Below are 25088 nucleotides of genomic sequence, written 5' to 3'. Positions count from 1 at the left end.
CTCCTTAAATTTCAGTACAATAATTTTCAATTTTATAGTAAGGTATTAAAAATCTATCACAGCTCGCTGGTATAAATAAATCCATACCAGTTTGTTTATCATCTGGAAAAAACCATAACTTATTGAATTTTTTTATTACCCACCCTTTAGTACCAACTGGAATGCTGCCGATATTTCCAATTTTAAGAAAATCCGGTGATGGCATATAACGCCTAGAAAATACTATGTCAAAAAATCCCCTAGCTAATGGACATGATTTTATAATTTCAACCTTATATAACTCTTGTTCTTTAAAAAAAGCCATTATTAATCCTCTTTTCTTTCTATTAATGTATTTTTCATAATTACCCTCTAAATACTGTTAATCCAATTTCATCTTGCTTTTAAATAGCTTTTTAGCTATATATTTAACGATGGCTTCGATGATGGCGTATGTTACCATTATGACTAGTGTCAGTATTATTTCACTATTAGTATCTTTTATATTTAAATGAGTAAGAATTGCTCCAAAATGTATAATAACAAGCAAAATTATAAAGGTCACTAATTGAATAAGGAACTTTATAAAAATATTCATTCTGAACACCTTACTTTCAAGTTTATGAATTAATACGTAATTGTATTGCAAATTGACCATATATAAGAAAATTTTGTAGTAAAGATTATGTAAACCTCAATAAAAAATTGGAATTTGTCTTTTCATTGTTTTTATCCTTTTTATTATTGTTACTAATACTAATAGTAACAATAGCACCTAAAATAGCGGCGCCTATTGCAATCCAAAGAGCAATGTTCATTTGAAATCCCCCTCCCTAAATTAATATTTATTGAATTAGCTTACAGTCTTATATAAACCAGTGCATTGATTTACAAATATGGCATTTTACAAGAAAATTGTTTGCTAATCTCTTAAATCTACACCTAGAACTTCATAAGTATTTCTGTCTAAATACATAGTTATTGGGCCTAAAGTTTCTTCATTATTTGTCCAAAAAGTGACTTTATAAGTATCTTTATCCTTTATGTTTATCGGCTCAATGGAACTTCCTACTATATGGTCTGTTGTAGACTTATACACTTCTACTATTCCATCCATCCAATTTATAATTGTATTTTTTTCATTGTCACTCAATGATTCAAAGGCAATTTGTTTTATATCATTGTCTGATTTACTTTTAGAATTTTCTATTATATGATTTTCTTCTTTACTCTTATCTATTTTTTCTTTATTACATCCTATAGCCATTAATGACAAAAAAATTATGATTGATAGAAATATACTTACTTTTTTCATATATACACCACCCTTCACATTAAGAGTATGAACTTAATGGTTCATAAGTTTATCATATCTTACTTATATGACGTTTTATAGGAATATTCCGTCTTGAAATAATTTCTAATTATGATTATTTAATTACATTCCTATTGTATTTTTCAGGGTCTATTTTTTGATATATCATTCGTATAAAACCTTCTTTTTTATCTGTATATGCAAACCTGTCTTCTGGGTATTGTTCTGCTAAAGATATCTTCAAATCACTATATTCTTTTGCATAGTCTTCGTGTGAATTTAGATAATCTCTGAAATGTGTCACATAATAAAAATCAAGATTATTAGGTTCGTAGCAATGAATATGCCTTAATGATATTTGTCCTTCACCTCTTAAAACAAAAAGATATCTATCTTTTTCTTCATTTTGTGCTCCACAATAATCATAACCTGCTATTTTCATTCCATCTACATTCATATTTTCAAATGATTTTAATACTACGGCAATATCAAGTATCGGCTTTGCATAGATACCACTAATTGAAGTGCTCCCTACATGTTGTATATCGTCTATGTTATCCCCGAAAATTTCTTTCAGTTGTTTTCTTGCTTCTTCAAATTCCTCTTTCCATTCATCACTATGAGGTAGTAATCTAACCTTGTAACGCTCAACACCTTGCATTCTTACACCTCCTAATATCGTAGAATATAAATAATCATCAGTTCGTCATTAATTACAATTGCTACGTTATATAATAAAAATGTTCATTATATAACTTTCTTCATCTTAATAAATTCAAACTCTCCACCATTTGTTTTTTGCATATATTTCTCTACAAACTTAAAGCCTAATTTCTCATATACTTTTATTGCTCGTTTATTAAATGAGGCAACTTCCAGCATAATACAGTTGTGATTATAATTAAACTTTTTTACTCCAAAGTTAAGGCCTGCTGCTACGAATTCAGTTCCTATGTTTCTTCCGGTTAATTCAGGCTTTAATCCAAGGCCTATCCACATAATTTCATTTTCAAAAGCGAATGAATAAAAGCCTACCAACTCATTTTCATCATTAAGAACTGCAAAATATTGACTTGTCCAACTATCTTCATCAAGAAATTCCTTTAAGTCTTCCTCATCAGCCGTCATGTCATAGAATGAATATAGATCATTGTATTTCCAGCTGTACGCAATTTCGTATGCATATTCTTTATTCATAGGAATAAAAAAGTAATTCATTATTAGGCCTCCTGTCTGAGTTATTACTTAATAAAATTCTATAAATATCTTTCAAAACAATTATACCATATTGTTACATATTATGAATTAATATCATTTGTATAATAAAAGGAGAGCACCCAGATTTCTGAGTACGCTCCTAAAGTTTATTGAATGTCTATTCTTTTTTTATATAAAGAATATCAGTAATTTAAAATTATTAAGATAATTTTTTTGGAACAATATCTTATTATTATGTAAGAAACATTTTATAGACTATGGCTATTAGCGCAGGTTAATCCAATATATTTGTTGTTCTTTACCTTCATGTAAATTTTCGTCTGTTAATATGCCACCACAACTCATAGCAGTCTGACTTGAAGCAATATTATCTTTATCACAGATAATCATTACTTTTGAAATTTTCATTTCTTTTGCAATTTCTAAAACAAGTAATAATTGCTGCTTACCATAACCTCTTTTTCGTTCAGTTGGACGAATGCCATAGCCTATTTGTCCTCCATGCTTTTCTAATTCATCAGTTAAAAAGTGACGGAGTTGAATAGTACCTATAATTCTATTATCAGATTTTCTTACAGAAAAGAACGTGCTGGCATGAACATTATTGCGTAGTTTATCTTTCTCGATTGAAAGGACAATTTTAAGCCATTCATCAAAATCATTATAATGGGCTAGTCCACAACTGCCATTGATATTAGTTTCCTCAAAGTTTAAATACTCTTGTTTATATTCCAGAATTTTTTCTTCTAAAACCTTTGATGGTTTTACTAAAATTAATTCACTCAATTTAATAACTCCTAATATAAATATTCTGTAGTTCGCCTTATCTTACTAATACTGCTTTACAAAATAAAAATATGAATTAATCTAAATACCTATTTCTTCCCCAAAGCAACTGGACATACTGTTCTGCATTTATTACAATTTACAACATCAAATCCTCGATCATTACTTGCATAAGCACAATTTCTGCAAAGCTTTTGGCTTACACCATGTTCACTTATTGCACTAACTGGGCAATTATCAATACATAATCTACATCCTTTTATACAAATATTCTCTGCAGGCGCATCCGATGATAGGTTCAAATTAGTTAAAACAGCACCAATATTTAACATGTTTCCATATTCACGATTCAATAACAAAGTACTTTTTCCTAAAGTTCCTATACCAGCTAAGACAGCTGCATGCTTCATAGAAATTATACCTCGTCCCTCCAAGTTTTTTTCATTCCAGTAATCATATGGTCCGTCAGAAGGAATTGGTACAGTGATTCCGTTATATAATTTTTCAATTTCATTTGAAGCTAAATATGCAATTCTATCCAATTCTACATTGCTGATACTATTAAAATTTTGATAAACAATTCTGGGACTTACATATGCTAATCCCTTTGGAATTTTCTTAGCAAAAACAATAACAGACTTACAATCAGAATAAATGTCTGTAGGGTGAAAACCTTTTGGTACATCAGTAAATAGGTCAATATTAGCTATGCCACAAACTTCTGCACCAAGATTAATAAATATTTCTTTAATTTTTTCTTCCACGTCTATCGCCCCTTATTATAAATAGTGTAAATAATCTTTAATTCGGCTTAAATTGCAAAGATGATATTGTATAAGAATAATAGCATTATCTTCACCAAATTTAATATGGTGAATAAGGTAATAATTCTTTTATAAAGAATTTCTCTATCCCATCTTCAGTTTGTATTAAAACTTTAATATCAGGTGCATACTGCATAAGTAATTGTCTGCAATTTCCACATGGTGCTATTAAGGTATTATTTTTCTTTGGAGACCTTACAGCAACAATAGTGTCAAATTCACGCTCTCCTGCTGTAATTGCAGTGCCCATTGCTATATATTCGGCACATGAGCCATGCTGAGCATACACGTTTACACCAACGTAGACATTACCATTTTTGCAACGTAAGGCTGCACCTACTGTGTGATTTTCATTAATTTCATCAAAATTCTTATTGATGATTTTTTTCGCTTCCTCAATTAATTTCAAATCATTACTATCTATCATAATTAATCCCCCTTTATTGATAAGCATATTAAGTCGCCTTATCTTATCAATACTGCGTTTTAAAGAAAAATACGAATTAAAATACAATGAAATTCCATTCTGAAATAAATTGATATTCTGATTCCTTGGCTTTATTTTCTCTCTACAATTTCACCATTATTTTTCAAAATACTGTTCTCTGGAATATACCCTCTTACAGAACTTAATGGATAAACAATACTATCTTTTCCTATTATTGTCCCTGGGTTTAAAACCGAATTGCATCCTACTTCCGATAAATCGCCTAAAATTGCACCAAATTTTCTTAAACCAGTTTCAATAATATCTGTACCACATTTTACTTTTACTAATGTACCATCGGACTTTAAATTTGAGGTTATTGCGCCTGCCCCCAAATGCGCTTTATACCCTAATATTGAATCACCAACATAATTATAATGGGGAACCTGCGCTTTATTAAAAAGGATTGAATTTTTAATCTCAGTTGAGTTTCCAACTACAACATTATTACCAAGGATAACATTGTCTCTAATGTAAGCGGAATGCCTGATTTCGCAATTATAACCGATAATCGCAGGACCTTTTATAAGAACACTTTTTTCTATAGTGGTGCCTTTGCCAACCCATACAAATTCCTCTATTCTTTCAAAATCGTCCGGTAGATTTTTTGCATATTCAAAAATGAAATTCTTAATTTTTGCAAGGGCTTCCCAAGGGTATTTAACCCCTTCAAATATGGCCCTTGCATCTAATTCTTCAATGTTTAATAGTTGGTTAACGGAAATATTCATTATAATCCTCCTCTAAGTTATTAATTAATAAGATGCACCATTATGACTTAATTTAACAACAAAGCAAGTGTTTAATCTTAGTTGTTAAAACGTAATTGCATATCAATTGACGATATATAACAATATTGTTCAGTATTTATCTATATTGTATTATAAAGCCCGTGAAACAAAATACACGGCAATAAAGAATCCGTTTTAAAATATATTTTTCCAAGCAAGTAACCAATCATAACTTGTATTGCTAAAACAAGTAATTGTATCAAAGAAGTAGGCATTCCCCAACTTGCTATATGTGCAGATCCAAAAATCAAAGATTGTATAATATTGCATGCATTATTGTTTAAATTAAATCCCTTTAGGCCAGAAATTAAAAAACCTCTAAATGCAACTTCTTCAAACAACGCAGGGTATAATGAATTTATCGTTGCCTTCAATGCAAAATCTATAATAAATTCTAAATTTAATATTCCTTTAATATTAATTGTTCCATCAACAATACCATTGAAATTAATAATAAATCTATAAATTATAAATATAAGAACAATATAAGCAAAAGTCTTACTTGAAATATTCCAGTTAAAGTCACTAAGTTTTATTTTAAAAAGATAACAACTAAAAATTGCTGCTGTAAGACCTAATTGAATCAGTAAAATATATGTTTGATTAAAGTTTCTAACAGAAGAATTGTTTAGATTAAATAGTGTATTTAAAGCAATTATTAATAAAATTAGCATGCTGTAAGCTATGATAAAAGGAAACAGAGCCTTTTTATTCCTATAAATATGTGTATCTTTATTTTTATTTATAGGAATTATATGAATTAAGAGAATGGAAATTATAATTGCTAATGTTATAGGTAATGGATTAAAGGCACTTGCATTATGTTTACTATAAAAGTATAAACACATATAGCCTATTAAAATAAATACTAAGTCATAACTTAAAAATATTAAGTCGGTTTTAGATATCTTTGTCATGCTAAAAGCCCCCAACTATTTCACAAAATATTTAACTTGCGATGAAGGATAATAAATATGGTATAAAACCATTATACCATATTATTACATATTATGAATAAATATCATTTGTATAATAAAAAGGAGCGTACCCAGATTTCTGAGCACGCTCCTTAAGTTTATTGAATGTCTATTCTTCCTTTAAAGATGCTTATTTAGGCGTATATCCTGCAAACTGTTCACTTAATATGTCCTTTAAGTCGGACATGATTTTTTCATCGTCTCCAATATATTGAACTATTATGCTTCCCCTTTTATAAAAGTGAGGAAATGAAACCCAACTAACATTTACTGCTTTAGAACCATTATTGTAACCACAGCCACCGCTATCAATATGACTTGCTTCATTTTCCATCTCTTTATCGTTACTAAATAGATAAATATCTATTGCTTTATTATCAATCATCATTCTTTTTCTTGTGGCGTTGAGAAAATCTTGTCGTACATCTTTAATTTCAAAATTATAGCCTTTGTCCTTCATGGCATTTTCAAATTGCTCAATACTAAAAGAGCTTTTTGTGTTATTTTCTCTGCTGCAGCCTCCTGCAAGCACAGTAATAATAAATATTGCTGCTATAAATATTACGATATGATTATCTAATTTCCTCATAATTGATTCTCCTTTAGTTGCCTTTCATGTTTTTACATATATGTATTAATATTATAATAGGGTTATATTTTAACACAGTTATTTTAGAGTATATATAAAAAACATCAATTTAAGAGTTGCATAACAAAAAGGAGAGTACCCAGATTTCTGAGTACGCTCCAAAAGTTTATTGAATGTCTATTCTTCTTTTATTTTCTTTAAGCTTTTCCAGCTTTGGCATTGTAATCTTTAACACGCCATCTTTAAATGAAGCATCAATTTTGTCTGCATCTACGTTATCGATATAAAAGCTTCTGTTGAATTCGCCATAGCTTCTTTCACGCCTTACATAGTTGTCATTTTTGTCTTCTATGATTTCTTCTCGTTTTGCGCTTATATTTAAATAGTTGTTTTCATATTCAACGTTGACAGCATCTTTATTAACTCCTGGCAGATCAGCTTCTACTATATACTCATTTTCTGTTTCCTTTAAGTCCACACTGAAATTATTCTTAAAAGGAACCATGGGAACAAAGAAGTCGTCGTTAAAGAAGTTATCTATAAGGTCAGAGAAGGAATCACCTCTTTTTGCTATAGAATTGTTGTTTCTTTTAAAAGGAACCATACCAAACATAAATAAAAACCTCCTCATAATGTTTATAAAATATAAATTTGGTTTAAGGAATTATCATTTCCTTCTATGTTTATATAATACAACCAAGGTCAAAGAAAGTCAAAGTCTAGAAAATGAACAAATAAAAAGATTTTTAAAGATAATAAAAGAAAGCTTTATCTATTTTATTTTTGTTAATTGAAATCGAAGTAATTAATTAAAAAGGGGGATTTTTGGTGCAGTGTAATCAATGCTTATTAAATTTATGAAAAATTATTTTAGTAAAAGTTATTCCAGTATTTACATAAGTTATATTTAGCAGTATAATATACTTAGCAATACTAAATATATATGAAAGCTATATAAGAGAAGGTGAATTTATTGCCAGAATTAGATAATCAACTTAAGAAAGGCATACTGTCCATAATTGTACTTAAATTAATTGCAGAAAGGGATATGTATGGATATGAAATAATTCAGCTGCTGGATGAAATCAGTGAAGGCTATTATAAACTAAAAGAAGGAACTCTGTATCCAATTCTATATAGACTTGAGGACAATGGTTGGATTGAAAACTATAGAGTAATACCAGAGGATGAGAAAAAGCTTCCTAGAAAGTATTACAAAATTACACACAGTGGGATTACAGCACTTAAGGACCAAATTGATATATGGAAGCACTTTAATGGTATAACAAATAAGGTTTTAGATATTTAAAAGAAGGAAGTGGTATAAATGAATAGAGAATTTAATGAGTACATTAACATGGTTATAAATTATATAGGTATACGAGGAAGAAAGGAAAGGGAGATAAGAGAGGATTTACTTTCTTCATTAATAGAAAAACAGCAGATTACTAGGGAAAGTGATCCCTACATTCTTTTAGGAGAGCCTGAAGAAATTGCTGCTGAATTTAGAGAAAACCTAGGCATTGTTAATGATACAAGAAATTATTATAGGCCTAGATATGGATACGGATATGAGTATGTTTCTAAGACAAAGATATTTGGATTGCCGCTTTTTCATATGAATTGTAAGCCTATGGGAGTAGCTAAAGGAATATTTTCATTTGGAAGCATAGCTGTTGGAGTTTTTAGCTTTGGAGCTATTTCTGTTGGGGTATTTAGCTTTGGTGCAGTATCCTTAGGAATTATTTTAGCTATTGCAGGGGCAGCTTTTTCAGGGCTGTTGTCAGCTGGAGGTATAGCAATATCCTATGGATTAAGTATAGGGGGACTTGCAATTGCAAAGTATATTGCTGTTGGTGGATATGCTTCAGCAGATATAGCCATTGGGGGAGTAGCTAAGGGGATAGTGTCTGTATTTCAACAGCACGGTACTGGTCAGTATATGTTTAAAGCTCCAGCCAGTGAAGATCAGGTTATGAATGCAGTTAAACAAGTTCATCCAAACCTAGGAAAGACTCTACTAAGTCTTATTAGAAGTTTATTATAATTTAATTTCTTTATTTAGAATAGTTGGTTATAATTTATATGATAATATAGCAAAATTTTGTATTTGGGGATGAGTGCTATGTACAAGATAATGATAGTAGAAGATGAAGAAAAGATAAGGTGTATTATTCAAAGTGCCTTAGAAAAATGGGGCTTTGAGGTATGCTATGCGGAGGATTTTAGTAAGGTTTTTGAGGAATTCGTTGAGAAGAAGCCTCACCTTGTAATTATGGATATAAATCTGCCTGTATACGATGGCTTTTATTGGTGCAGCAAGATAAGAGCTATAGCTAAAGTGCCAATACTATTTTTATCCTCTAGAAGCACCAATATGGATATTGTTATGGCAGTACAAATGGGCGGGGACGATTATGTAACTAAGCCTTTTTCAATGGAAGTTCTCATGGCAAAGATCAATGCACTTTTAAGAAGAACTTACTCCTATGTTGAGCCAAGTCTGGAGGCTATTAACTACAAGGATGTGATACTTTCCTTGAGGGATAATACCATATACTATAATAATCAGAGCCTAGAGCTTACAAAGAATGAGTTTAAGATATTATATGTGCTTATGAAAAACCACGAGACCATTATTTCCAGGGAAAAGCTGATGCAGGAGCTTTGGGAGGATGAAAGCTTCATTGATGACAATACTCTTACAGTTAATATAAACAGGCTTAGAAAAAAGCTTAATGAGGCAGGACTTGAAGATTTTATTACAACAATAAAGAATCAGGGGTATATTATAAAATGAGTTTTTTAAGATATTTAAAGGAAAACTATAGATTGCTTATTTTCTATGCTGTGTTAATGACCTTTGTACTTGCTGCCATATATCTAGATAGAAGTAATAGAATGCTTAATTCAAATATTCTTTATTTAGCCTCTGTGTCATTTATCATATTTGCTGTGTATTTGTTTAGTGATTATCTGATAAAAGCTAAATATATAAATGGTCTTAAGCAGTTTGGGGCGTCAAAGGATAAAACACCTATCTTTCCACAACCTATGGAATACAAGGATGAGGTTTATGCTGGTGTTTTACTAGATTTATATGATTTTTATAATGCTTCACTAAAGAATATGGAAAATCAGTTTAAGGAAAATAATGAGTTTATGACAGCTTGGGTACATGAAATTAAGACGCCTATTACCACATCAAAGCTGTTAATGGACAATATAGTCAGTGGAAGTGACTTGCCCAGTTCCTTAAATGAAGAGATTGATAAAATTGATGATTATGTAGAAAAGGTGTTATTCTATTCAAGGTGTGACAGCTTTTCAGAGGACTATATTATAACGGAAGTAGACCTGAATACCTTGATAAAGGAAAGTGTTAAAAAGCACTCCATAATTTTTATAAGAAAGCATATTAGCTTTGTGAATGAAGTGGAGTCAAGCTTCTGGGTAGATACTGATAAAAAGTGGCTGCTATTTATAATAGATCAGATTTTTTCTAACTCTCTAAAGTATACAAGTACAAATGGAACTATAAAATGCAGTGCTTATGAAAATCATAAGGAAAAGGTTTTAGTTATAGAAGACACTGGAATAGGAATTAAAAAAGAGGATATGGACAGAGTATTTCAAAAGTCTTTCACAGGCAGCAACGGAAGAAATGTTAATTCAAAGGCTACAGGTATGGGACTATACCTTTCCTATAAACTTGCTAAAAAACTAGGGCATGACATAACTATTCAATCTGAATACGGCAAAGGAACCTCTGTTAGTGTGCATTTTCCTAAGTGGAATGATTACTATATTACAAAAATGTAAGTTAGCATAGCAAAATGTAAGCTAAAAAAATAGCTGTACATTTTGCTTTTTTATATAATAAGATCATAAAGATTAATTGGGGTGCACCAAGAATTGGAGGATATTATGGAAGTATTAAATATAAATAATCTAAAGAAGGTATATGGTTCTAAATTTGGAGGAGTAAAATATACAGCCCTGGATGACATAAATTTAAAGATTAATCAGGGAGAATTTGTAGGTATAATGGGGCCTTCAGGTTCAGGCAAGACTACATTTTTGAATGTTATTTCTACTATTGATAAGCCTACCTCAGGAAGTGTTTTAATAGATGGAAAGGATATAACTAAGCTAAAAGAACCTCATTTATCAGCTTTTAGAAGGGATAAGCTGGGCTTTATATTCCAAGACTTTAATCTGCTTGATAATATGACACTTAAAGAAAATATAGTGCTACCTCTAGCGCTTTCCAGAATGCCCTATTCTACTATTGATAGCAGGCTAAAGGATATAGCAGTTAAGCTTGGTATAGATGATATATTGAACAAGCATCCCTATGAAGTATCAGGTGGACAAAAGCAGAGAGCTGCTGCAGCTAGAGCAATAATTTCAAATCCATCGCTTATTTTAGGGGATGAACCAACTGGAGCATTGGATTCAAAGTCCTCTAAAGAGCTTCTTGGAGCTCTTCAAAATCTAAATGAAAAGAATAATGCTACTATACTAATGGTAACTCATGACTCCTTTGCTGCATCTTATTGTAAAAGGGTAATTTTCATTAAAGATGGAAAGCTGTTTAATGAATTATATAGGGGAGATTCATCTAGAAAGGACTTTTATCAAAAGCTATTAAAGGTGTTGTCAGTTATTGGGGGTGACACTGATGACTCTATTTAGTATGACGCTTAGGAATATTAAGAAAAACTATAAAAACTACTTTGCATATTATGTTAGTTCCTCTTTTAGTGTATTTGTAATATATCTCTTTATGTCTATTTTGTATAACAAGAATGTTCAAGATCAGCTTGGAACCATGAAAAAGTTTATAACGTTGTTTCAGGTAGGGGCGGTTATGACTGTAATTTTCTCAGCGTTTTTTATATGGTATTCCAATTCCTTTTTCATAAAATCTAGAAAAAAGGAGTTTGCTACCTATATGCTGCTTGGAATGTCCAAGAGACAAGTTGCAAGACTTAATTTCTTCGAAAATATTATTGTAATGATATTTTCGTTATTAACAGGAATACTGCTAGGAATAATCTTTAATAAGTTTTTTATTATGCTGCTTTATTATATAGTTAAAACTTCTGCAGCAGTTCCTTTTCAATGGAACTTAAAGGCTTTAAAGATATGTATACTAGTTTTCCTTGTAATATTTTCGCTTATAACCTTACATGGAACTTTTCTTATAAGGAAAAGCAGTCTTCTAGAGCTATTTAATGCAGCTAAAAAGGTAGAAAGAGGTTTAAAGGTATCTATAATTACCTTAATATTTGGTGCTTTAGCAATTGTGTGCTTAGCCTATGGATATTATATTGCAGTAAATCAGCTGGCAGCAAACCTGTTTAAGGTTCCTATAGTAGTTTTACTGGTGGTATTAGGAACTGTATTGTTTTTTACCTCCACTACTTCATTTATAATTCATTTAAGTAAGAAAAATGAGAAGGGGCTTTTTAAGGGAACAAAGCTTATAACTACAGCACAGCTGTACTACAGATATAGAGGAAATGTAGGAACCTTAAGCATAATAGCAGTGTGCACTACAATAGCACTTTGTGCATTAGTTACTTGTGTAGGCTCTTACAGCAAAACTGAAGAAAATTCTAGATATATGAGACCAATGTCTATTGAGTATTTTAATGTAAATGGTTCAGATAAAGCATTCCAAGATACCTTAGGTAAACACAGTGAAGTATCAGTAAAGTATAAGGATGATATAGAGCTTATGCATGTTAGTGCTGTAGATCCGCTTTTAAATACCGATATGGAGTATTACGTAATTAAACAAAGTGAGTTTGACAAATTAAATCAGCATGAAGGTATAAACAGAAAAGCCGATTTAAAAGATGATGGCGATTGTTATTTTGTTCAGCTTCAAAACTTTGTAACAGATAAAAGGGCTATAGGCAGGAAAATGAATATAAATGTGGGAGGTCAAAGCTACAGCTTAAATATAACTGGAACAGATATAAGACCTTTTATAGCACTAGACCATTTTATGCAGACTATAGTAGTTAAAGATTCAATATATAGTAATATGAAAAATCAGGCAGAAGGTACTGCTGTGATAAAAATGACTTTATATAAGCTTGATAATGACTTTACTGCTGAGAATTTTATTAATGATTTAAGCAAGTCACTTCCTAAAGATAGTAGTGTGTTAAGCTTTTACGAGCATTATAAGGATGGATTAAAGCTGCTGGGAATGATGGCATTTATAGGGCTATTTATAGGCTTACTCTTTGTAACCGCCACAGGAAGCATTATATATTTTAAAATGACCATGGAAGCAAGAGAGGACAAGGATAAGTTCATAGTATTAAGCAAAATAGGAGTAAGCAAAGGTGAAATAAAAGGTGCTATATCAAAGGAGTTAGCTCTTCTATTTGGGGCACCGCTTATAGTTGCTGTGATGAATGCTTATCCAGCTACAATAACTCTAGGCAAAATGCTTTCCTTGAAGCTAACAAAAAGCTATATAATGATTGTACTAGTTTACGCTGCAATTTACTGCATATACTATTTTGCAACTTTGAATTCATACATGAAAAGCGTAAGTGAGAATTAATAATTATCTAACTGTAGGAGGTATAGCCTCTTGCAGTTTTTTTTGTTTCCATGCATAATAATCCAGATTATAAAATTATATTGATTATTTATAGGTTTAGTATACAATAAAGAAAAGAGAATGTTTTTGCAAAACTAAATATAAAATATCTAATACAATTATCTGGGAAAAGTATATAAAAAGGCAGGATAAAGAATATGATGGAGTTTAGAAAAGTTGTAGTGTTTTTATTTGTAGCCGTACTTCTCTTTTATATGACTAGATTATTTTATTTTACTAAGAAAAGGTGGCAGGTAAAAAAGCGAGTTTTTATCATTTTAATAGGTGGACTAGCGCTTATTTCTATAGCTACTTTCTTAGATATGTTTTCAAATGTAATGAATTGTCCATTAGTTTACGCAATTATAAAAGTATTTTTAACTGCTGGTGGTATTACCTATATTATTGGAATAATTTTATGGACAAGGTTTACTATGGAAATGATGACAGAGCTTGAAAATACAACACTAACTGATTATATGACCGGAGCATTAAATAGAAGTGGTATTGAAAAAGCATATAATTCATATACCAAAGCAAAGCGCCCATTTTATTTGCTGGTATGTGATCTTAATGGAACTAAGAGTATAAATGATACTTTTGGCCATAGTGAAGGTGACAACTATATAACCAAGGTTAGCGACATCATAAGGGCTTCTATAGGTTCAAAGGGATATTTAGCAAGAATAGGCGGAGATGAATTTGTTATTCTAGTAGAGTGCTTAGATCAGCAGGAGATTGAAAATCTAATTTGCAATATAAAAAGGCAGGTTTATGAGATTTATAATGTAAAATATGCTGGAATCAGTATGGGATATACAAAATATCCTGATGAGGGTAAAATTCTTAATGAACTGCTGGAGGCAGCTGATAAAAAGATGTACTACGACAAGAAGCTGGGTGGCTGCTCACGAAATTAATATAAATTATAATTGCTCCTTTTATTGCAGGATTAATAGTTAAACTGCTAATAAAAGGAGCAATTTTGCGAGTAAAATCAGAAGTTATACTCACAAGAGTGAGGACAGTGTGCATAACTTTCGATTTATTGTTGATAAATCATCATTATATTTTAAGTCTCCTTGGTGTTTTCAGTAGCATTGTCTATAACTTTAGCGTTTCCAGTGGTTTTAATATTAAGCTTTTCCTTTTTCAAGGTTTCTTTAATCTGCTGATTTTCCTCATATTCATTGCTATAAACTGAAACATCCTCTAATTCTACCTTATGTTTAACAATATCTATGTCTTCTTCACTTATAGGTATTCGTATTGTTTCAGTTTGGCCTTCTACATCGCTGGGATCATCAGGATCAAAAACTGTTTTTTCAATTACTAGTTCTTCCCGGGTCACGGGAACCATAATATTTTTTTCCTCCGTTACAATTTCCTTATGAGTAATTACCTTTGCTGTTTGTATTCGTTTTTTAGAGATATCCAGCTGTTCCTCATGAAGCTCTAATATATTCTCATCTTCAAGAATACTCTGTTTAGGAAATTCTGCAGCATCATTTTTTGCTACTTGGTCAGCTGGATAGGATTCATATAGGACTCTGAGTATTGCTCCTATAATAAAACTTATAATAATTCCTAGTAAGGAGATATCAGGGAATCTTATTCCGAATAAAAAGTTGAATATTATATATATTGCTCCACCAAATATTCCTCCTATAGCAGCTGCTTTAATAGTGGATGAATTATGTCCTTTATAAATATCCTTATGAGCCATGGAAACACCTCCATTTAAATAGTATTAAAACACACCTCGCAGTGCTGTGGTAATTTGTGAGGTGTGTTCTTTTACCCTATAGCATAGGAGCTTTAGTGAAGACCGCTTTCATCTTCATTAATAACATCTACATCTCCTGTGGAGTTTACACGGGCTTCTTCTCTTTTTAAAGTCTCGTCAACATGTTTGGTTTCTTCAACTTCACGTTTATGAGCACTTACCTCACCAGTAATTACAGTGTGCTTATCCACATCAACTTGTTCTTCACTTACAGGTATACGTATAGTTTCGCTTTCACCAATTGGAGAATCAGAAGCTTCATTATCTACAGATCTTCTTTCAATAACAACTTCTTCATGAGTTACGGGTACGTCTACAGTTTTTTGCTCTTCCACTATTTCTTTACTTAACTCTACTTCACCAGTTTGAACTCGCTTTTTATTAATATCCAATTCTTCTTTGCGAAGGCGTAAATTTCCGTTATCTTCTGATTTTGCTTCTTCATTATCATCACCAAAAATATCAAATAATTTACTCATAATTACCTCCTATTACTTTAGGATACAAAGCATTGTATCCTAAAAATAAAATAATTTATTCTAAAATAGCATTCCACTTATTTGTATGTAATATCCTAGTTTGTTTATAGGGTGTTATGAACATAGGACCATATTTGGATTATAGTGGAGTTATTCTCAACCCAAAAGGTATATTTTTGCATGATAATAGCTTAAAGTTAGTATTTGCTTTTTTTTTATTATAAAAAAATAGTATAATAGTGTTATATCAATGTAATCGTTACAATTAATTTGTTAATTAATCAGCTGGAAGGTAGGTTTTGAACTTTTGACTCAAGGAATTAAAATAGATGAAATAAAAATATATTATTTAGAAAAAATTAATGTAATAAACAACCTAGAAGAATTAGAAGAAGTAATTAACATTTGTCAGCAGCTAAATTTAAAAGAGGTTTTATTACATGCTCATAGCAAAAAAGCGGAAATTCTATATGAGAGTGGTGAATATACCAAAGCTTTTATAATATACAACAGTGTTTTAGAGCTCAGCTATAGTTTGAATAAGGAGATTTTACCGGATATCTATAATAAGATGGGCAAGTGTATGCTTGGGAATTTGAAATATGAGGAAGCTTTACCTTACTTTGAAAAAGCATATGGATTAGCAGTTAGGATTAAAGATACTAATGTTGAAAAATATGCACTATTTAATATTGCATTTGACTATAAAAAGCTTAATTTTATAGATGAATGCTTATCAATATTAGAGAGTTATATTTCGTTAATAGATGTAAACTGTGAATTCAACGATTATATTGATGGAATAGTATTACAAGCTAATTGCTATATAGCTAAGAGGGAGTTTTATAAGGCACTACAGATTTATGAAGCAGCACTGGAACTGTTTGAGGATGAAGAGGACACTCGGTTAGGTTATATATATAATAATTTAGGTGTAGTAAATTTTGAAACAAATAGGATAGATGAAGCTATATACTATTTTGAAAAGGCGCAAAGCATTAGAAGGGGAAGGGACTTGTTAAATTTGTCTCATACTTTGATAGATAAAGCTGCTGTGCATTTTATAATAGGTGATAATGAAAAAGCATTGGAACTAGCTAATGAGGGCATATCCATGGCCAGCGAGTTTCATGATAGAGAATATGAGCTTAAAGGATACTATTTATTAGAGAATTTTTATAAAAATAGCTGCAGCTTTGAAGAACTTAAGGAAGTTTATAAGAAAATAATAAATATACTAGGTGATAAGCAGCAGATAACAAAGATCTATGCCAAGTTGGCTTTACTGCATATTGAAAACCATGAAATTGAAGCATCAAAAGAATATTTAAGTAGAATTGTTGAATTATAACCTGTTAATTTAAGGTAGATTTAAGATTTTGGAAATAAATTATTAATATTTTCATCATGTAAATGTCATATTTATATTTTATAATATTATCATGCTTAGGAACTAAAATAAAATTAATTGCAGGTTATGATGGTTTAAATATATAAATGGGATTGGTATTTCAGGCATAGGATTTACTTTTCCTGAGGCAATTTATGTGTTTGATATTTGTGGGTAAACTGCAATTTAAAGAATTATGTTTAAGCATAGAATATGATATAATTTTTACAAGATTGAGGGATAATCTCATAAGAGGAGTGATATTAGTGGGTGTAACAGGAGAAGAGAGAATTTGTCCGATTTGTGGGAAGGATAACAACTGCCAGCATGGACAGGGTGGATGCTGGTGCGATAACATAAAAGTACCAAAACAGGTTTTAGATTTAGTACCTGAAGATAAAAAGGGAAAAGCCTGCATATGCAAAGCTTGTATAGAGAAGTACAGCTAGTATTCAACATTCTTAGCTGTTGTTGAAGCTGTAATAATAAATAAATTATCATTAAAGTCGCAAAATTCAATTGAATTTTACGACTTTTTTATTTTTTCACATAAGGATACCCATGGAATACACCACAGGTACCCAGTTTAAACTAGTATTTTAAAGTTTGAAGAGCATCTGCTACATTTCTAGCAAAAGTTAATGGTTTGTCTATAGCTTCAAAGTGAATATACATTAATCTTGGTTGATCAAATAACCAATGATTGTGAAGTGCTGTTATTTTAATGCCATGTCTTCTGAGCACAGTAATAAATTCGTTAATTTCTTCTTGAAGTATAACTGTTTCCCCTAAATTTAGTGTTCTACCTTGCTCATCGGGAGATTCAAAGGAGAACAGAGCAGCTAAGGCTAGTGGAGAGTGAGTGGGTCTTCCAAGTATCTCCGCAGGTATATCTCTGAGGAAGGTTACAACGCATAAATCTCTTGTAGAAGTTAGAATTTCGGCATCAAGTATATCAGCAAATTCTTCGCATAAATTACACTTTTTTGACATGATTACCCTTCCTATATTATCTGATTATAGAAAATCAAATTTGTATATTGTGCCTGATATTTCAGTAAACTTGATTTTCTATGTAAAATAAGAAGGTTATCTTCCATATATACTATGATACTTGTCCAAATAGGTTCTCAATTAAAAGTATAGCTATTCTACTTGAATATTAATATTTTTAAAATCACATTAATTTCACATAAAGCCTTGATATTTCTGCAATAATCCCTATGTATAATTTAAAACATAGAAGGGAAACAACCTACTAAAAATATAAGATAAGATATAAGCAAAATTGCAAATAAATATTATATAGGAGGAGTTAGCATGGGCGAAAGAATAAATAAGATTATTAACAACGAAAAATTAAGAGGCTTTTGTAAGAAGGTATTTACTAAAAAGAAAATAGGAGGTGTACTTGCTGCTATAGTTATAATAGCTGGACTTAATGTAGGTTACTCCCTGGCATTTGAAGTAAAAGGTACTGTACTGAAAGCAGACACTAAGAGCATTGTAGTAAGAAACTTCTTAGGAACAAAGACAGTAAACCTTGGAGATTATCCATTGGATAGCAATAATATAGTTGTAGGAGAAAGAATAGAAATCAAAAAGAACATATCTGGTGAAGTTATAGATATTAGAACTGGCGGTGGAAGAGGAGGAGACAGAAACTTCGGACAAGCTGGCAGGGGTGGAAGGCTAGAACAGGCTCCAGGACAAGGTAGAAATAGAAAAGGTGGCTTTGGTCAAGGTAATCAAATGCAAGGTAAAAATGGTCAGCAAGGATCAAACAATCAGCAAACTCAAAATGGACAGCAAACACCTAATAGCCAAAATGGACAAGGAACACAGCCAAGCGCACCAGCACAAGCACCATCAAATAACCAATAATAATTAAAAACAGTTCCCTTTTAATTAAAATTGTATAGAATGAAAAACAGCAAGCGGTATCTAAGCCCCCTTTTACATACCGCTTTTCTTTGGTAAAAATAAAGGATAGACAGAAAAATACCTTTACTATAAAATAGAGCAAAGGATTTTATAAAAGTGAACTAAGGAGTGAGCAGGGATGACTTTTAAAATCAGAGTAGGATATGCTTGTACGCCTATTTCAATTACGTACAAAACCTCAAGAAGCTTTATGCTAAAGAATTTTAATGAAAAGATATTCAATGAATGTGTTAGTAGCAATATAGCAGACTTAGAGAGCATTCTAAAGTGGAATATTAAAAATGATATATATATGTTTAGAATAAGCTCTGATATTATTCCTTTTGCAAGCCATCCAGTTAATGATATTAAATGGTGGGATAGTTTTGGCTCAGAGCTTAAAGAGTGTGGACAGATTATAAAGGATAATAATATAAGAGTATCAATGCATCCAGGGCAGTACACAGTTTTAAATTCTCCTAATAACGAAGTGGTGGTAAAGAGCATTGCGGATTTGGAATATCACTGCAGATTTCTCGATTCACTTGGGGTAGATTACAGCAATAAAATCATACTTCATGTAGGTGGGGTATATGGTGATAAGACAAATGCAATGGAAAACTTCAAATCAAATTTTAACAGACTTTCTACTTCAGCTAAAAAAAGGCTGGTGGTTGAAAACGATGAAAGGAGCTATACCATAGAAGAGGTTTTAAGTATATGCAAACAGCTTAATATCCCTGCTGTATTTGATAACCTTCATCATAAGCTTAATCCATGTAATTTAGAGCTGGAAGAAATCATAAAACAAGTTAAAAGTACTTGGAAAGCGGAGGATGGACACATGAAGCTTCATTATTCTGATAAGGATATGGAAAAAAGAGGGGGAGCTCATTCTAAGTTTGTAATTACTAAGAATTTTTTAGATTATATAGAGAGTTTAAAGGGTGTAGAGACTGATATTATGCTGGAAGTGAAGGATAAAGAAATATCTGCATTAAAATGTGTCTATGCTCTTAATGATAAAACAAAGGTTTCAAGGAGAACGGAACAGTGGGCAAAATACAAATACAGCGTAATGGAAAAGAATTATTCCTATTATAAAAAGTGCAGCAGCTTAATAAATTCGGATGTGCCAATGGCAACGGTGTATACATATATAGATCAGTGCCTCAATCAGCCTTTTGAGGAAGGTAGTTTTATAAATACCGCAGAGCATGTGTATGGTTATGTGAAAGATAAAGTAACTGCAAAGGAAAAGGAAAACTATAAGCAGCTTTTAATGAATGCAGAAGAAAATAGAATAAAAATAAAGGCACTACTGCAAAAGCTGTGTAAAAAGTACAAGGCTGATTTTATAAATGATTCCTACTACTTTATTTATTAAAGCTATATTTTAATTTTAAAAATAATAAGCGATATGTGGATTGTAACTTTCCATATATCGCTTTTCTATTGTGTAAAAGTTGGATATTATTAGAAGTATATTATAAAAAAATCTAACATTGTTGATATAAATCTTATAATTTTTACGACTTAACATATGTAAGAGCTCTTATGGAAAGGAGAATGAACGTGAAAATCAGCGAGGATAATTTAGTAGTAGAGCTGAAAAAGAGAAATCCTAAGGCTTTAGATTTTATTGTTGATAATTATGGGGGGCTTATAAAAGCCATAGTTAAGAAAACTTTATATAAATTTGAGGGCAGCGGCTGTGTTGATGAATGTATGAATGATGTTTTCTTAGCTGTTTGGGACAATATAGATAAGTTTTACAAGGAAAACAGCTTTAAGAGTTGGGTGGCGGCCATTGCTAAGTACAAGTCCATAGATTATCAAAGAAAATTAATTAAGGAACTACATAATGAGGATATTGATGCACTTGATTTAAAGTATAAGGCGGTGCTTGAGAGCGAAATCTTAGCCAAGGAAAATCGTGAAGAGATGATGAAGCTTTTAAGCAACTTAAAAGAAGAAGATAAAGAAATATTTATGCGAAGATACTTTCAGGAACAAAGCACAGAAGATATAGGTAAACAGATGGGGATTAATAGAGAAGCAGTAAATAATAGGCTGAGCAGAGGAAGGAAAAAGCTCAAGTCAATAATATTAGGTGAGGAGGGTAAATGATGAAGGATGTATATGAGCTGTTAAATGATGTGGATGTTGATTTATCTCAATATGAGGAAGTTGAACTCAACGATATGGAAAAGAAACGCATTAAGAAAAGGCTGCATCAAAACCTAAAAGCCGTCATTATTCCTAAAGTCAGCAAGGTAATTGCAGCGGTACTTTGTGTTCTTGTGGTAGCTGGATTTACTTTGGCTAAGACAGCACCAACCTTTGCTGAGGGAATACCAGTGGTGGGTAAAATAATAAAACATATTACGGGCTATGATTATGCTGAATTTGATAAGTATACATCAGTTATAAACAAGGATGTAGTTAAGAGCGAGGTTACTGCAACTTTAAATGAAGTAATGCTGGATGAAAACCAGCTGAGGATTGCTTCTACCTTTAAAAGTGATGATAAATTTAAGGGCAATTCAGTACTTGTAAGATTTCCTGAAATATATATTAATGGAAAGCATTTAAACGTAGGTGGGGGTTCAACTGGCCAATTTCTTGATAGTAATACGTATTTAAATGTGGACACACTAGACATCCATAATGTAAAAGTTCCAGATAATATTTCTATGAAGGTAGTATATAATGAAGTTCAATTTTTAGATGAAAAAGGGAATGAAAATAAGAAAATTACCGGCCCCTGGGCATTTGAATTTAATGTGTCGAAAAGTGAAATTGAAAAAAATACAAAAGTAATAAAATTAAATAATAGTGTAGCTACCAGCGACATAAAGATGAATTTGAAGGAGCTTAGGATAACACCTCTTACAACAAATTTGACCTATAAACTTAAAGGAGATAAATCTGCTAACTTTATCATTAAGGATGATAAGGGCAACGAATTAATAGAGGAAGGCTCAGGTTATGGTACTGACGGGCTTATAGGAGGTGTTAAAGGGGAATATGAAGGTTATTCAAGTTTTTCAGCAGTTTCTAAAGAAGCTAAAAAGCTTTATATAATACCTTACTATAATTATTTGGATAAGAAAAATGGAGAAAGTAAATTTACTAAGACAGAACCCGTTAAATGGAACAATGAAGCAATTACCTTAAAGCAGGATGATAAAAATAAAATAATTATAAGTAAAATCCAACGCAAGGATGGAAAGATTTATGTAGATTATAAAACCGAAGGGGTATCAGTAAAACTTCAAGCTAGAAGACTATATCTATATAACAGCAGCAAGGAGCAGATGGTTAGAAGTCATGGAAATGATAATATGAAAGATATAGTTAATAGTAATGACACATTACATGCAGTGTTTAAAGATGATGGAAGCAGTGATATATATGTAGGAACAGACAATATGGGAGAGATAAGTATTTTAAAAGATAATGAGTTTACAGTGGATTTAAATTAGGTATTGGTAAAATCTGGGCAATTGATTAGGGATGCCTTAAGCTCTAATATGGAACCTAACTAAAAGAAAAGCTATAAGCAGCAGTGCTTATAGCTTTTTATCTTCTAAATCTATTGTTCTCCTAGGTATTTTAAATTGAATAGTTTTTTCGATTTCTTCCAGGGCTCTCATATCCTTTGGATCAACAAACATACAGGTATAGCCTTCTTCACCAGCTCTTCCTGTTCTTCCTATTCGGTGGATATAGGATTCCACAGTTTCTGGGATATCGTAGTTATAAATGTGGCTTACCCCGCTTATGTCAAGTCCTCTAGCAGCTACATCAGTGGCTATGAGGTATTGGAAATCAGCATTCCTAAAAGCTTTCATTATTCTCTCGCGCTTTGACTGCATAACATCACTGTGCAGCTTTTCACAATTATATCCACGCCTAGCAAGAGCCATTTCAAGGTCATTAGCTCTTCGTTTTGTTCTACAGAATATGATAGCCATAAAAGGATTATCCTGATCTAGAGCAGCACATAGGGAATCCTGCTTTCTTCTGTCAGTGGTCTCCACCACGTATTGTTTAATATTGCTAAGAGTTATTTCTTCCTTCTCTATAGAAACTGTTACAGGATCTTTCATATATCTATAAGCAAGTTTTTTAACTTGTGCATCTAAAGTTGCTGAAAAACAAAGAGTTTGGCGTTTTTTAGGGATTTCCTTCATTATAGCTTCAACTTCATTTTTAAAGCCCATTAAAAGCATTTGATCAGCCTCATCTAATACTAGGGTTTTTAGCTTGCTGAGGTTAACCGTCTTTCTCTCCAAATGGTCTATAAGTCTTCCTGGAGTTGCAATAATAAGATGAATACTGCCCTGCAGCTTCTTTAGCTGAGAACCAATATCCTTTCCACCATAAGCAGCCAAAATATTTACGTCCTTAGCGCTGTTTAGCTTTTTTGCTTCTTCAGTAATTTGAATAGCAAGTTCCCTAGTAGGGGTAATAATCAGTGCCTGAACAGCATCTACCTTTGGTGATATATTTTCAAAAATGGGAAGTAAAAAGGCTAAGGTTTTACCAGTACCAGTCTGAGCTTCTGCTATAACATCTTTTCCAGCTTTAATAAGGCTTATACTTTCTGCTTGAACTGGAGTGGGCTCCATAATCCCATTTTGCTTTAATACTTTTATTATATTTTCACTTATACCTAATTCTTTAAAATTCATTATATTCTACCTTTCATTAATAAGCTGTATTTATCCAAACTAGTCTATAATATCATAAAGAGCTGATTAATACTAATAGTATGGGTTTTTGAAAGATATTTTATTAAATTAAAAACGCTCATGATTCAGATAAATCATGAGCGTTAGCTTTAACTATTATATCCAAAATACCGGTACTCCTATTTTGACACCTATCTCTCGATAGGGGGATGCCCGCACAGATGCCTCAATCGCCTTCAATGCCGTTAAAGGACTCACAAGTAGGTACATTTCTTCATCTAAATATTGGACTTCCAAAGCTTTAATGTAGGTTCAAAATAGAAGCTTTACGAATATCTCAGAATATGTAGCTATTAATCGAGAAGCCTTAATGTCTTTCGATGAAATTATAATACCACGTTTATAAAAACATTTCAACAAGTAAAATGGTGCCATAGTAGTGGTAAGTTGACAATAGTATGTTGAAAACTGCTTATTTTGATATAATATCCATACTAATTGGAGGAATTTTGCTTAAAATAGGGAATATATCCTAGAAAGTAATATAAAATAAAATAAATTAAGGATTAACATATAATTATCCTATGGTATAATTATGAAATACTGAAGAATGGAGTTGAGAAGATGTACATATTATTTGGAGATACGGTTATTGATAGTAAGGAACTTAAAGAGCTTATAGAGGCCGAATCAGACTTTAAAGTAGTTAAAGATATGAGCAAGGGCTCTAAAAGAGATGACATATTAGCCTATAATCTAAGCATAAGTATAGATACTCTAAAGGAGATTATGGAGGAAGATGGGGATATAGATGAACTATCTGAAGGGGAGCTAAATGAAGATGATCTCTTCGATGAATATCTTTCACTAGCAGAAGAGGTAGCAACCAGCCTTGATGAGATACTTCCTGAAGGAGCTATACTAGACATAAGAGCTTATAAATGGGATTTATCAGATAATGACATTAAATTGATTGTAGCAATAGCCCATGAAGAAATAGGAGAACGCAAATTAAAGGATGTTATGAAGACACTTGTAAAGCAGGTGGAGTAGGCTATTTATATAGGGTATTTGGTAGACAAAAAGTAAAGAAAATAGTTTGAATTTAAAAAACTGTGTTGGTATTCAACACAGTTTTTTTATACTATGAAATTAGTAAATAAATTCATTTGAATATATTTTATATTTCCTAATAATGATATAATTATGGAAGGTA

At 31.5% G+C, this 25088-nt stretch carries 31 protein-coding genes; 14 read left to right on the top strand and 17 right to left on the bottom strand.

Features of this window, described 5'->3' with window-relative positions; all coding sequences use genetic code 11:
• Positions 1-4: 4 nt before the first annotated feature.
• From bsdE14_RS08435 to hsp18, 13 genes are all read right to left on the bottom strand, one after another.
• Entirely contained in the window at positions 5-304 is a 300-nt protein-coding gene (locus bsdE14_RS08435; RefSeq protein WP_264849492.1) for a hypothetical protein, read from the bottom strand.
• A 57-nt stretch (positions 305-361) separates the two neighbouring features.
• Positions 362-577: a hypothetical protein gene (locus bsdE14_RS08430; RefSeq protein WP_264849491.1), complete on the bottom strand. Its 216-nt coding sequence runs from the start codon at positions 575-577 to the stop codon at positions 362-364.
• Between the two features lie 85 nt (positions 578-662).
• On the bottom strand, positions 663-797 hold the full coding sequence (locus tag bsdE14_RS08425) for a hypothetical protein (RefSeq protein ID WP_264849490.1): 135 nt from the start codon (positions 795-797) through the stop codon (positions 663-665).
• A gap of 104 nt (positions 798-901) precedes the next feature.
• Entirely contained in the window at positions 902-1294 is a 393-nt protein-coding gene (locus bsdE14_RS08420) for a hypothetical protein (protein WP_264849489.1), read from the bottom strand.
• Between the two features lie 115 nt (positions 1295-1409).
• Entirely contained in the window at positions 1410-1955 is a 546-nt protein-coding gene (locus bsdE14_RS08415) for a GrpB family protein (protein WP_264849488.1), read from the bottom strand.
• 86 nt (positions 1956-2041) lie between these two features.
• Complete coding sequence (locus tag bsdE14_RS08410) at positions 2042-2512, bottom strand: GNAT family N-acetyltransferase (protein ID WP_264849487.1); 471 nt, start codon at positions 2510-2512, stop codon at positions 2042-2044.
• Positions 2513-2776: 264 nt separating this feature from the next.
• Entirely contained in the window at positions 2777-3298 is a 522-nt protein-coding gene (locus tag bsdE14_RS08405; protein WP_264849486.1) for a GNAT family N-acetyltransferase, read from the bottom strand.
• An 89-nt stretch (positions 3299-3387) separates the two neighbouring features.
• Positions 3388-4062, bottom strand: coding sequence for an epoxyqueuosine reductase (locus bsdE14_RS08400; RefSeq protein WP_264849485.1), 675 nt, complete (start codon positions 4060-4062; stop codon positions 3388-3390).
• Positions 4063-4162: 100 nt separating this feature from the next.
• On the bottom strand, positions 4163-4549 hold the full coding sequence (locus tag bsdE14_RS08395) for a cytidine/deoxycytidylate deaminase family protein (protein WP_264849484.1): 387 nt from the start codon (positions 4547-4549) through the stop codon (positions 4163-4165).
• 131 nt (positions 4550-4680) lie between these two features.
• Positions 4681-5340 (bottom strand): acyltransferase, encoded by a 660-nt coding sequence (locus bsdE14_RS08390; protein WP_264849483.1) that lies wholly within the window; start codon positions 5338-5340, stop codon positions 4681-4683.
• A 140-nt stretch (positions 5341-5480) separates the two neighbouring features.
• Positions 5481-6317, bottom strand: coding sequence for a CPBP family intramembrane glutamic endopeptidase (locus bsdE14_RS08385; RefSeq protein WP_264849482.1), 837 nt, complete (start codon positions 6315-6317; stop codon positions 5481-5483).
• A gap of 190 nt (positions 6318-6507) precedes the next feature.
• Complete coding sequence (locus tag bsdE14_RS08380; RefSeq protein WP_264849481.1) at positions 6508-6966, bottom strand: hypothetical protein; 459 nt, start codon at positions 6964-6966, stop codon at positions 6508-6510.
• Positions 6967-7132: 166 nt separating this feature from the next.
• Entirely contained in the window at positions 7133-7579 is a 447-nt protein-coding gene (hsp18, locus tag bsdE14_RS08375; protein ID WP_264849480.1) for a heat shock protein Hsp18, read from the bottom strand.
• Positions 7580-7939: 360 nt separating this feature from the next.
• On the opposite strand from hsp18, the gene bsdE14_RS08370 reads away from it, so the two are divergent.
• From bsdE14_RS08370 to bsdE14_RS08340, 7 genes are all read left to right on the top strand, one after another.
• Positions 7940-8275: a PadR family transcriptional regulator gene (locus bsdE14_RS08370; protein WP_264849479.1), complete on the top strand. Its 336-nt coding sequence runs from the start codon at positions 7940-7942 to the stop codon at positions 8273-8275.
• 18 nt (positions 8276-8293) lie between these two features.
• Complete coding sequence (locus bsdE14_RS08365; protein WP_264849478.1) at positions 8294-9013, top strand: hypothetical protein; 720 nt, start codon at positions 8294-8296, stop codon at positions 9011-9013.
• 78 nt (positions 9014-9091) lie between these two features.
• Entirely contained in the window at positions 9092-9766 is a 675-nt protein-coding gene (locus tag bsdE14_RS08360) for a response regulator transcription factor (RefSeq protein ID WP_264849477.1), read from the top strand.
• Positions 9763-10788: a sensor histidine kinase gene (locus tag bsdE14_RS08355; RefSeq protein WP_264849476.1), complete on the top strand. Its 1026-nt coding sequence runs from the start codon at positions 9763-9765 to the stop codon at positions 10786-10788. Before bsdE14_RS08360 ends, bsdE14_RS08355 begins: the two co-directional genes overlap by 4 nt.
• A gap of 105 nt (positions 10789-10893) precedes the next feature.
• Complete coding sequence (locus bsdE14_RS08350) at positions 10894-11664, top strand: ABC transporter ATP-binding protein (RefSeq protein WP_264849475.1); 771 nt, start codon at positions 10894-10896, stop codon at positions 11662-11664.
• A complete protein-coding gene (locus bsdE14_RS08345) occupies positions 11651-13555 on the top strand; it encodes an FtsX-like permease family protein (RefSeq protein ID WP_264849474.1) in 1905 nt (634 codons plus the stop codon). Before bsdE14_RS08350 ends, bsdE14_RS08345 begins: the two co-directional genes overlap by 14 nt.
• 197 nt (positions 13556-13752) lie before the next feature.
• Entirely contained in the window at positions 13753-14514 is a 762-nt protein-coding gene (locus bsdE14_RS08340; protein ID WP_264849473.1) for a GGDEF domain-containing protein, read from the top strand.
• 152 nt (positions 14515-14666) lie between these two features.
• Here bsdE14_RS08340 and bsdE14_RS08335 read toward each other — a convergent pair whose 3' ends face one another.
• Together bsdE14_RS08335 and bsdE14_RS08330 are read right to left on the bottom strand one after the other, a co-directional pair.
• Positions 14667-15320, bottom strand: a complete 654-nt coding sequence (locus bsdE14_RS08335) for a YsnF/AvaK domain-containing protein (protein WP_264849472.1) — start codon at positions 15318-15320, stop codon at positions 14667-14669.
• A 92-nt stretch (positions 15321-15412) separates the two neighbouring features.
• Positions 15413-15859, bottom strand: coding sequence for a YsnF/AvaK domain-containing protein (locus bsdE14_RS08330; protein WP_264849471.1), 447 nt, complete (start codon positions 15857-15859; stop codon positions 15413-15415).
• Between the two features lie 307 nt (positions 15860-16166).
• Between bsdE14_RS08330 and bsdE14_RS08325 the strand changes: the two genes are divergently transcribed.
• Positions 16167-17210, top strand: a complete 1044-nt coding sequence (locus bsdE14_RS08325) for a tetratricopeptide repeat protein (RefSeq protein WP_264849470.1) — start codon at positions 16167-16169, stop codon at positions 17208-17210.
• Positions 17211-17419: 209 nt separating this feature from the next.
• The gene (locus tag bsdE14_RS08320; RefSeq protein WP_264849469.1) at positions 17420-17698 is read left to right on the top strand and encodes a cysteine-rich CWC family protein; all 279 of its coding nucleotides are present in this window, start codon (positions 17420-17422) and stop codon (positions 17696-17698) included.
• A gap of 142 nt (positions 17699-17840) precedes the next feature.
• Here the strand turns inward: bsdE14_RS08320 and bsdE14_RS08315 are convergent, their stop codons facing one another.
• Positions 17841-18242 carry a DUF1259 domain-containing protein gene (locus bsdE14_RS08315; RefSeq protein ID WP_264849468.1) on the bottom strand — a complete coding sequence of 134 codons (402 nt, stop codon included), beginning with the start codon at positions 18240-18242 and terminating at the stop codon, positions 17841-17843.
• A gap of 327 nt (positions 18243-18569) precedes the next feature.
• Between bsdE14_RS08315 and bsdE14_RS08310 the strand changes: the two genes are divergently transcribed.
• The 4 genes from bsdE14_RS08310 to bsdE14_RS08295 all read left to right on the top strand — a co-directional run bounded on the left by bsdE14_RS08310 (position 18570) and on the right by bsdE14_RS08295 (position 22660).
• The gene (locus tag bsdE14_RS08310; protein WP_264849467.1) at positions 18570-19133 is read left to right on the top strand and encodes a hypothetical protein; all 564 of its coding nucleotides are present in this window, start codon (positions 18570-18572) and stop codon (positions 19131-19133) included.
• A gap of 178 nt (positions 19134-19311) precedes the next feature.
• On the top strand, positions 19312-20559 hold the full coding sequence (gene uvsE, locus bsdE14_RS08305; protein ID WP_264849466.1) for a UV DNA damage repair endonuclease UvsE: 1248 nt from the start codon (positions 19312-19314) through the stop codon (positions 20557-20559).
• A gap of 188 nt (positions 20560-20747) precedes the next feature.
• Positions 20748-21302 (top strand): sigma-70 family RNA polymerase sigma factor, encoded by a 555-nt coding sequence (locus bsdE14_RS08300; RefSeq protein ID WP_264849465.1) that lies wholly within the window; start codon positions 20748-20750, stop codon positions 21300-21302.
• A complete protein-coding gene (locus bsdE14_RS08295) occupies positions 21302-22660 on the top strand; it encodes a DUF4179 domain-containing protein (RefSeq protein WP_264849463.1) in 1359 nt (452 codons plus the stop codon). The genes bsdE14_RS08300 and bsdE14_RS08295 overlap by 1 nt, the downstream gene beginning before the upstream one ends.
• 87 nt (positions 22661-22747) lie before the next feature.
• On the opposite strand, the gene bsdE14_RS08290 is transcribed toward bsdE14_RS08295, so the two are convergent.
• Entirely contained in the window at positions 22748-23872 is a 1125-nt protein-coding gene (locus bsdE14_RS08290; protein WP_264849462.1) for a DEAD/DEAH box helicase, read from the bottom strand.
• A 624-nt stretch (positions 23873-24496) separates the two neighbouring features.
• On the opposite strand from bsdE14_RS08290, the gene bsdE14_RS08285 reads away from it, so the two are divergent.
• The gene (locus tag bsdE14_RS08285) at positions 24497-24925 is read left to right on the top strand and encodes a hypothetical protein (protein WP_264849461.1); all 429 of its coding nucleotides are present in this window, start codon (positions 24497-24499) and stop codon (positions 24923-24925) included.
• The last annotated feature ends 163 nt before the right edge of the window (positions 24926-25088 follow it).

Origin of the sequence: Clostridium omnivorum (assembly GCF_026012015.1) — a bacterium.
Lineage (GTDB): Bacteria > Bacillota > Clostridia > Clostridiales > Clostridiaceae > Clostridium_AX > Clostridium_AX omnivorum.
This window is presented reverse-complemented; position numbering and strand designations above follow the sequence as displayed.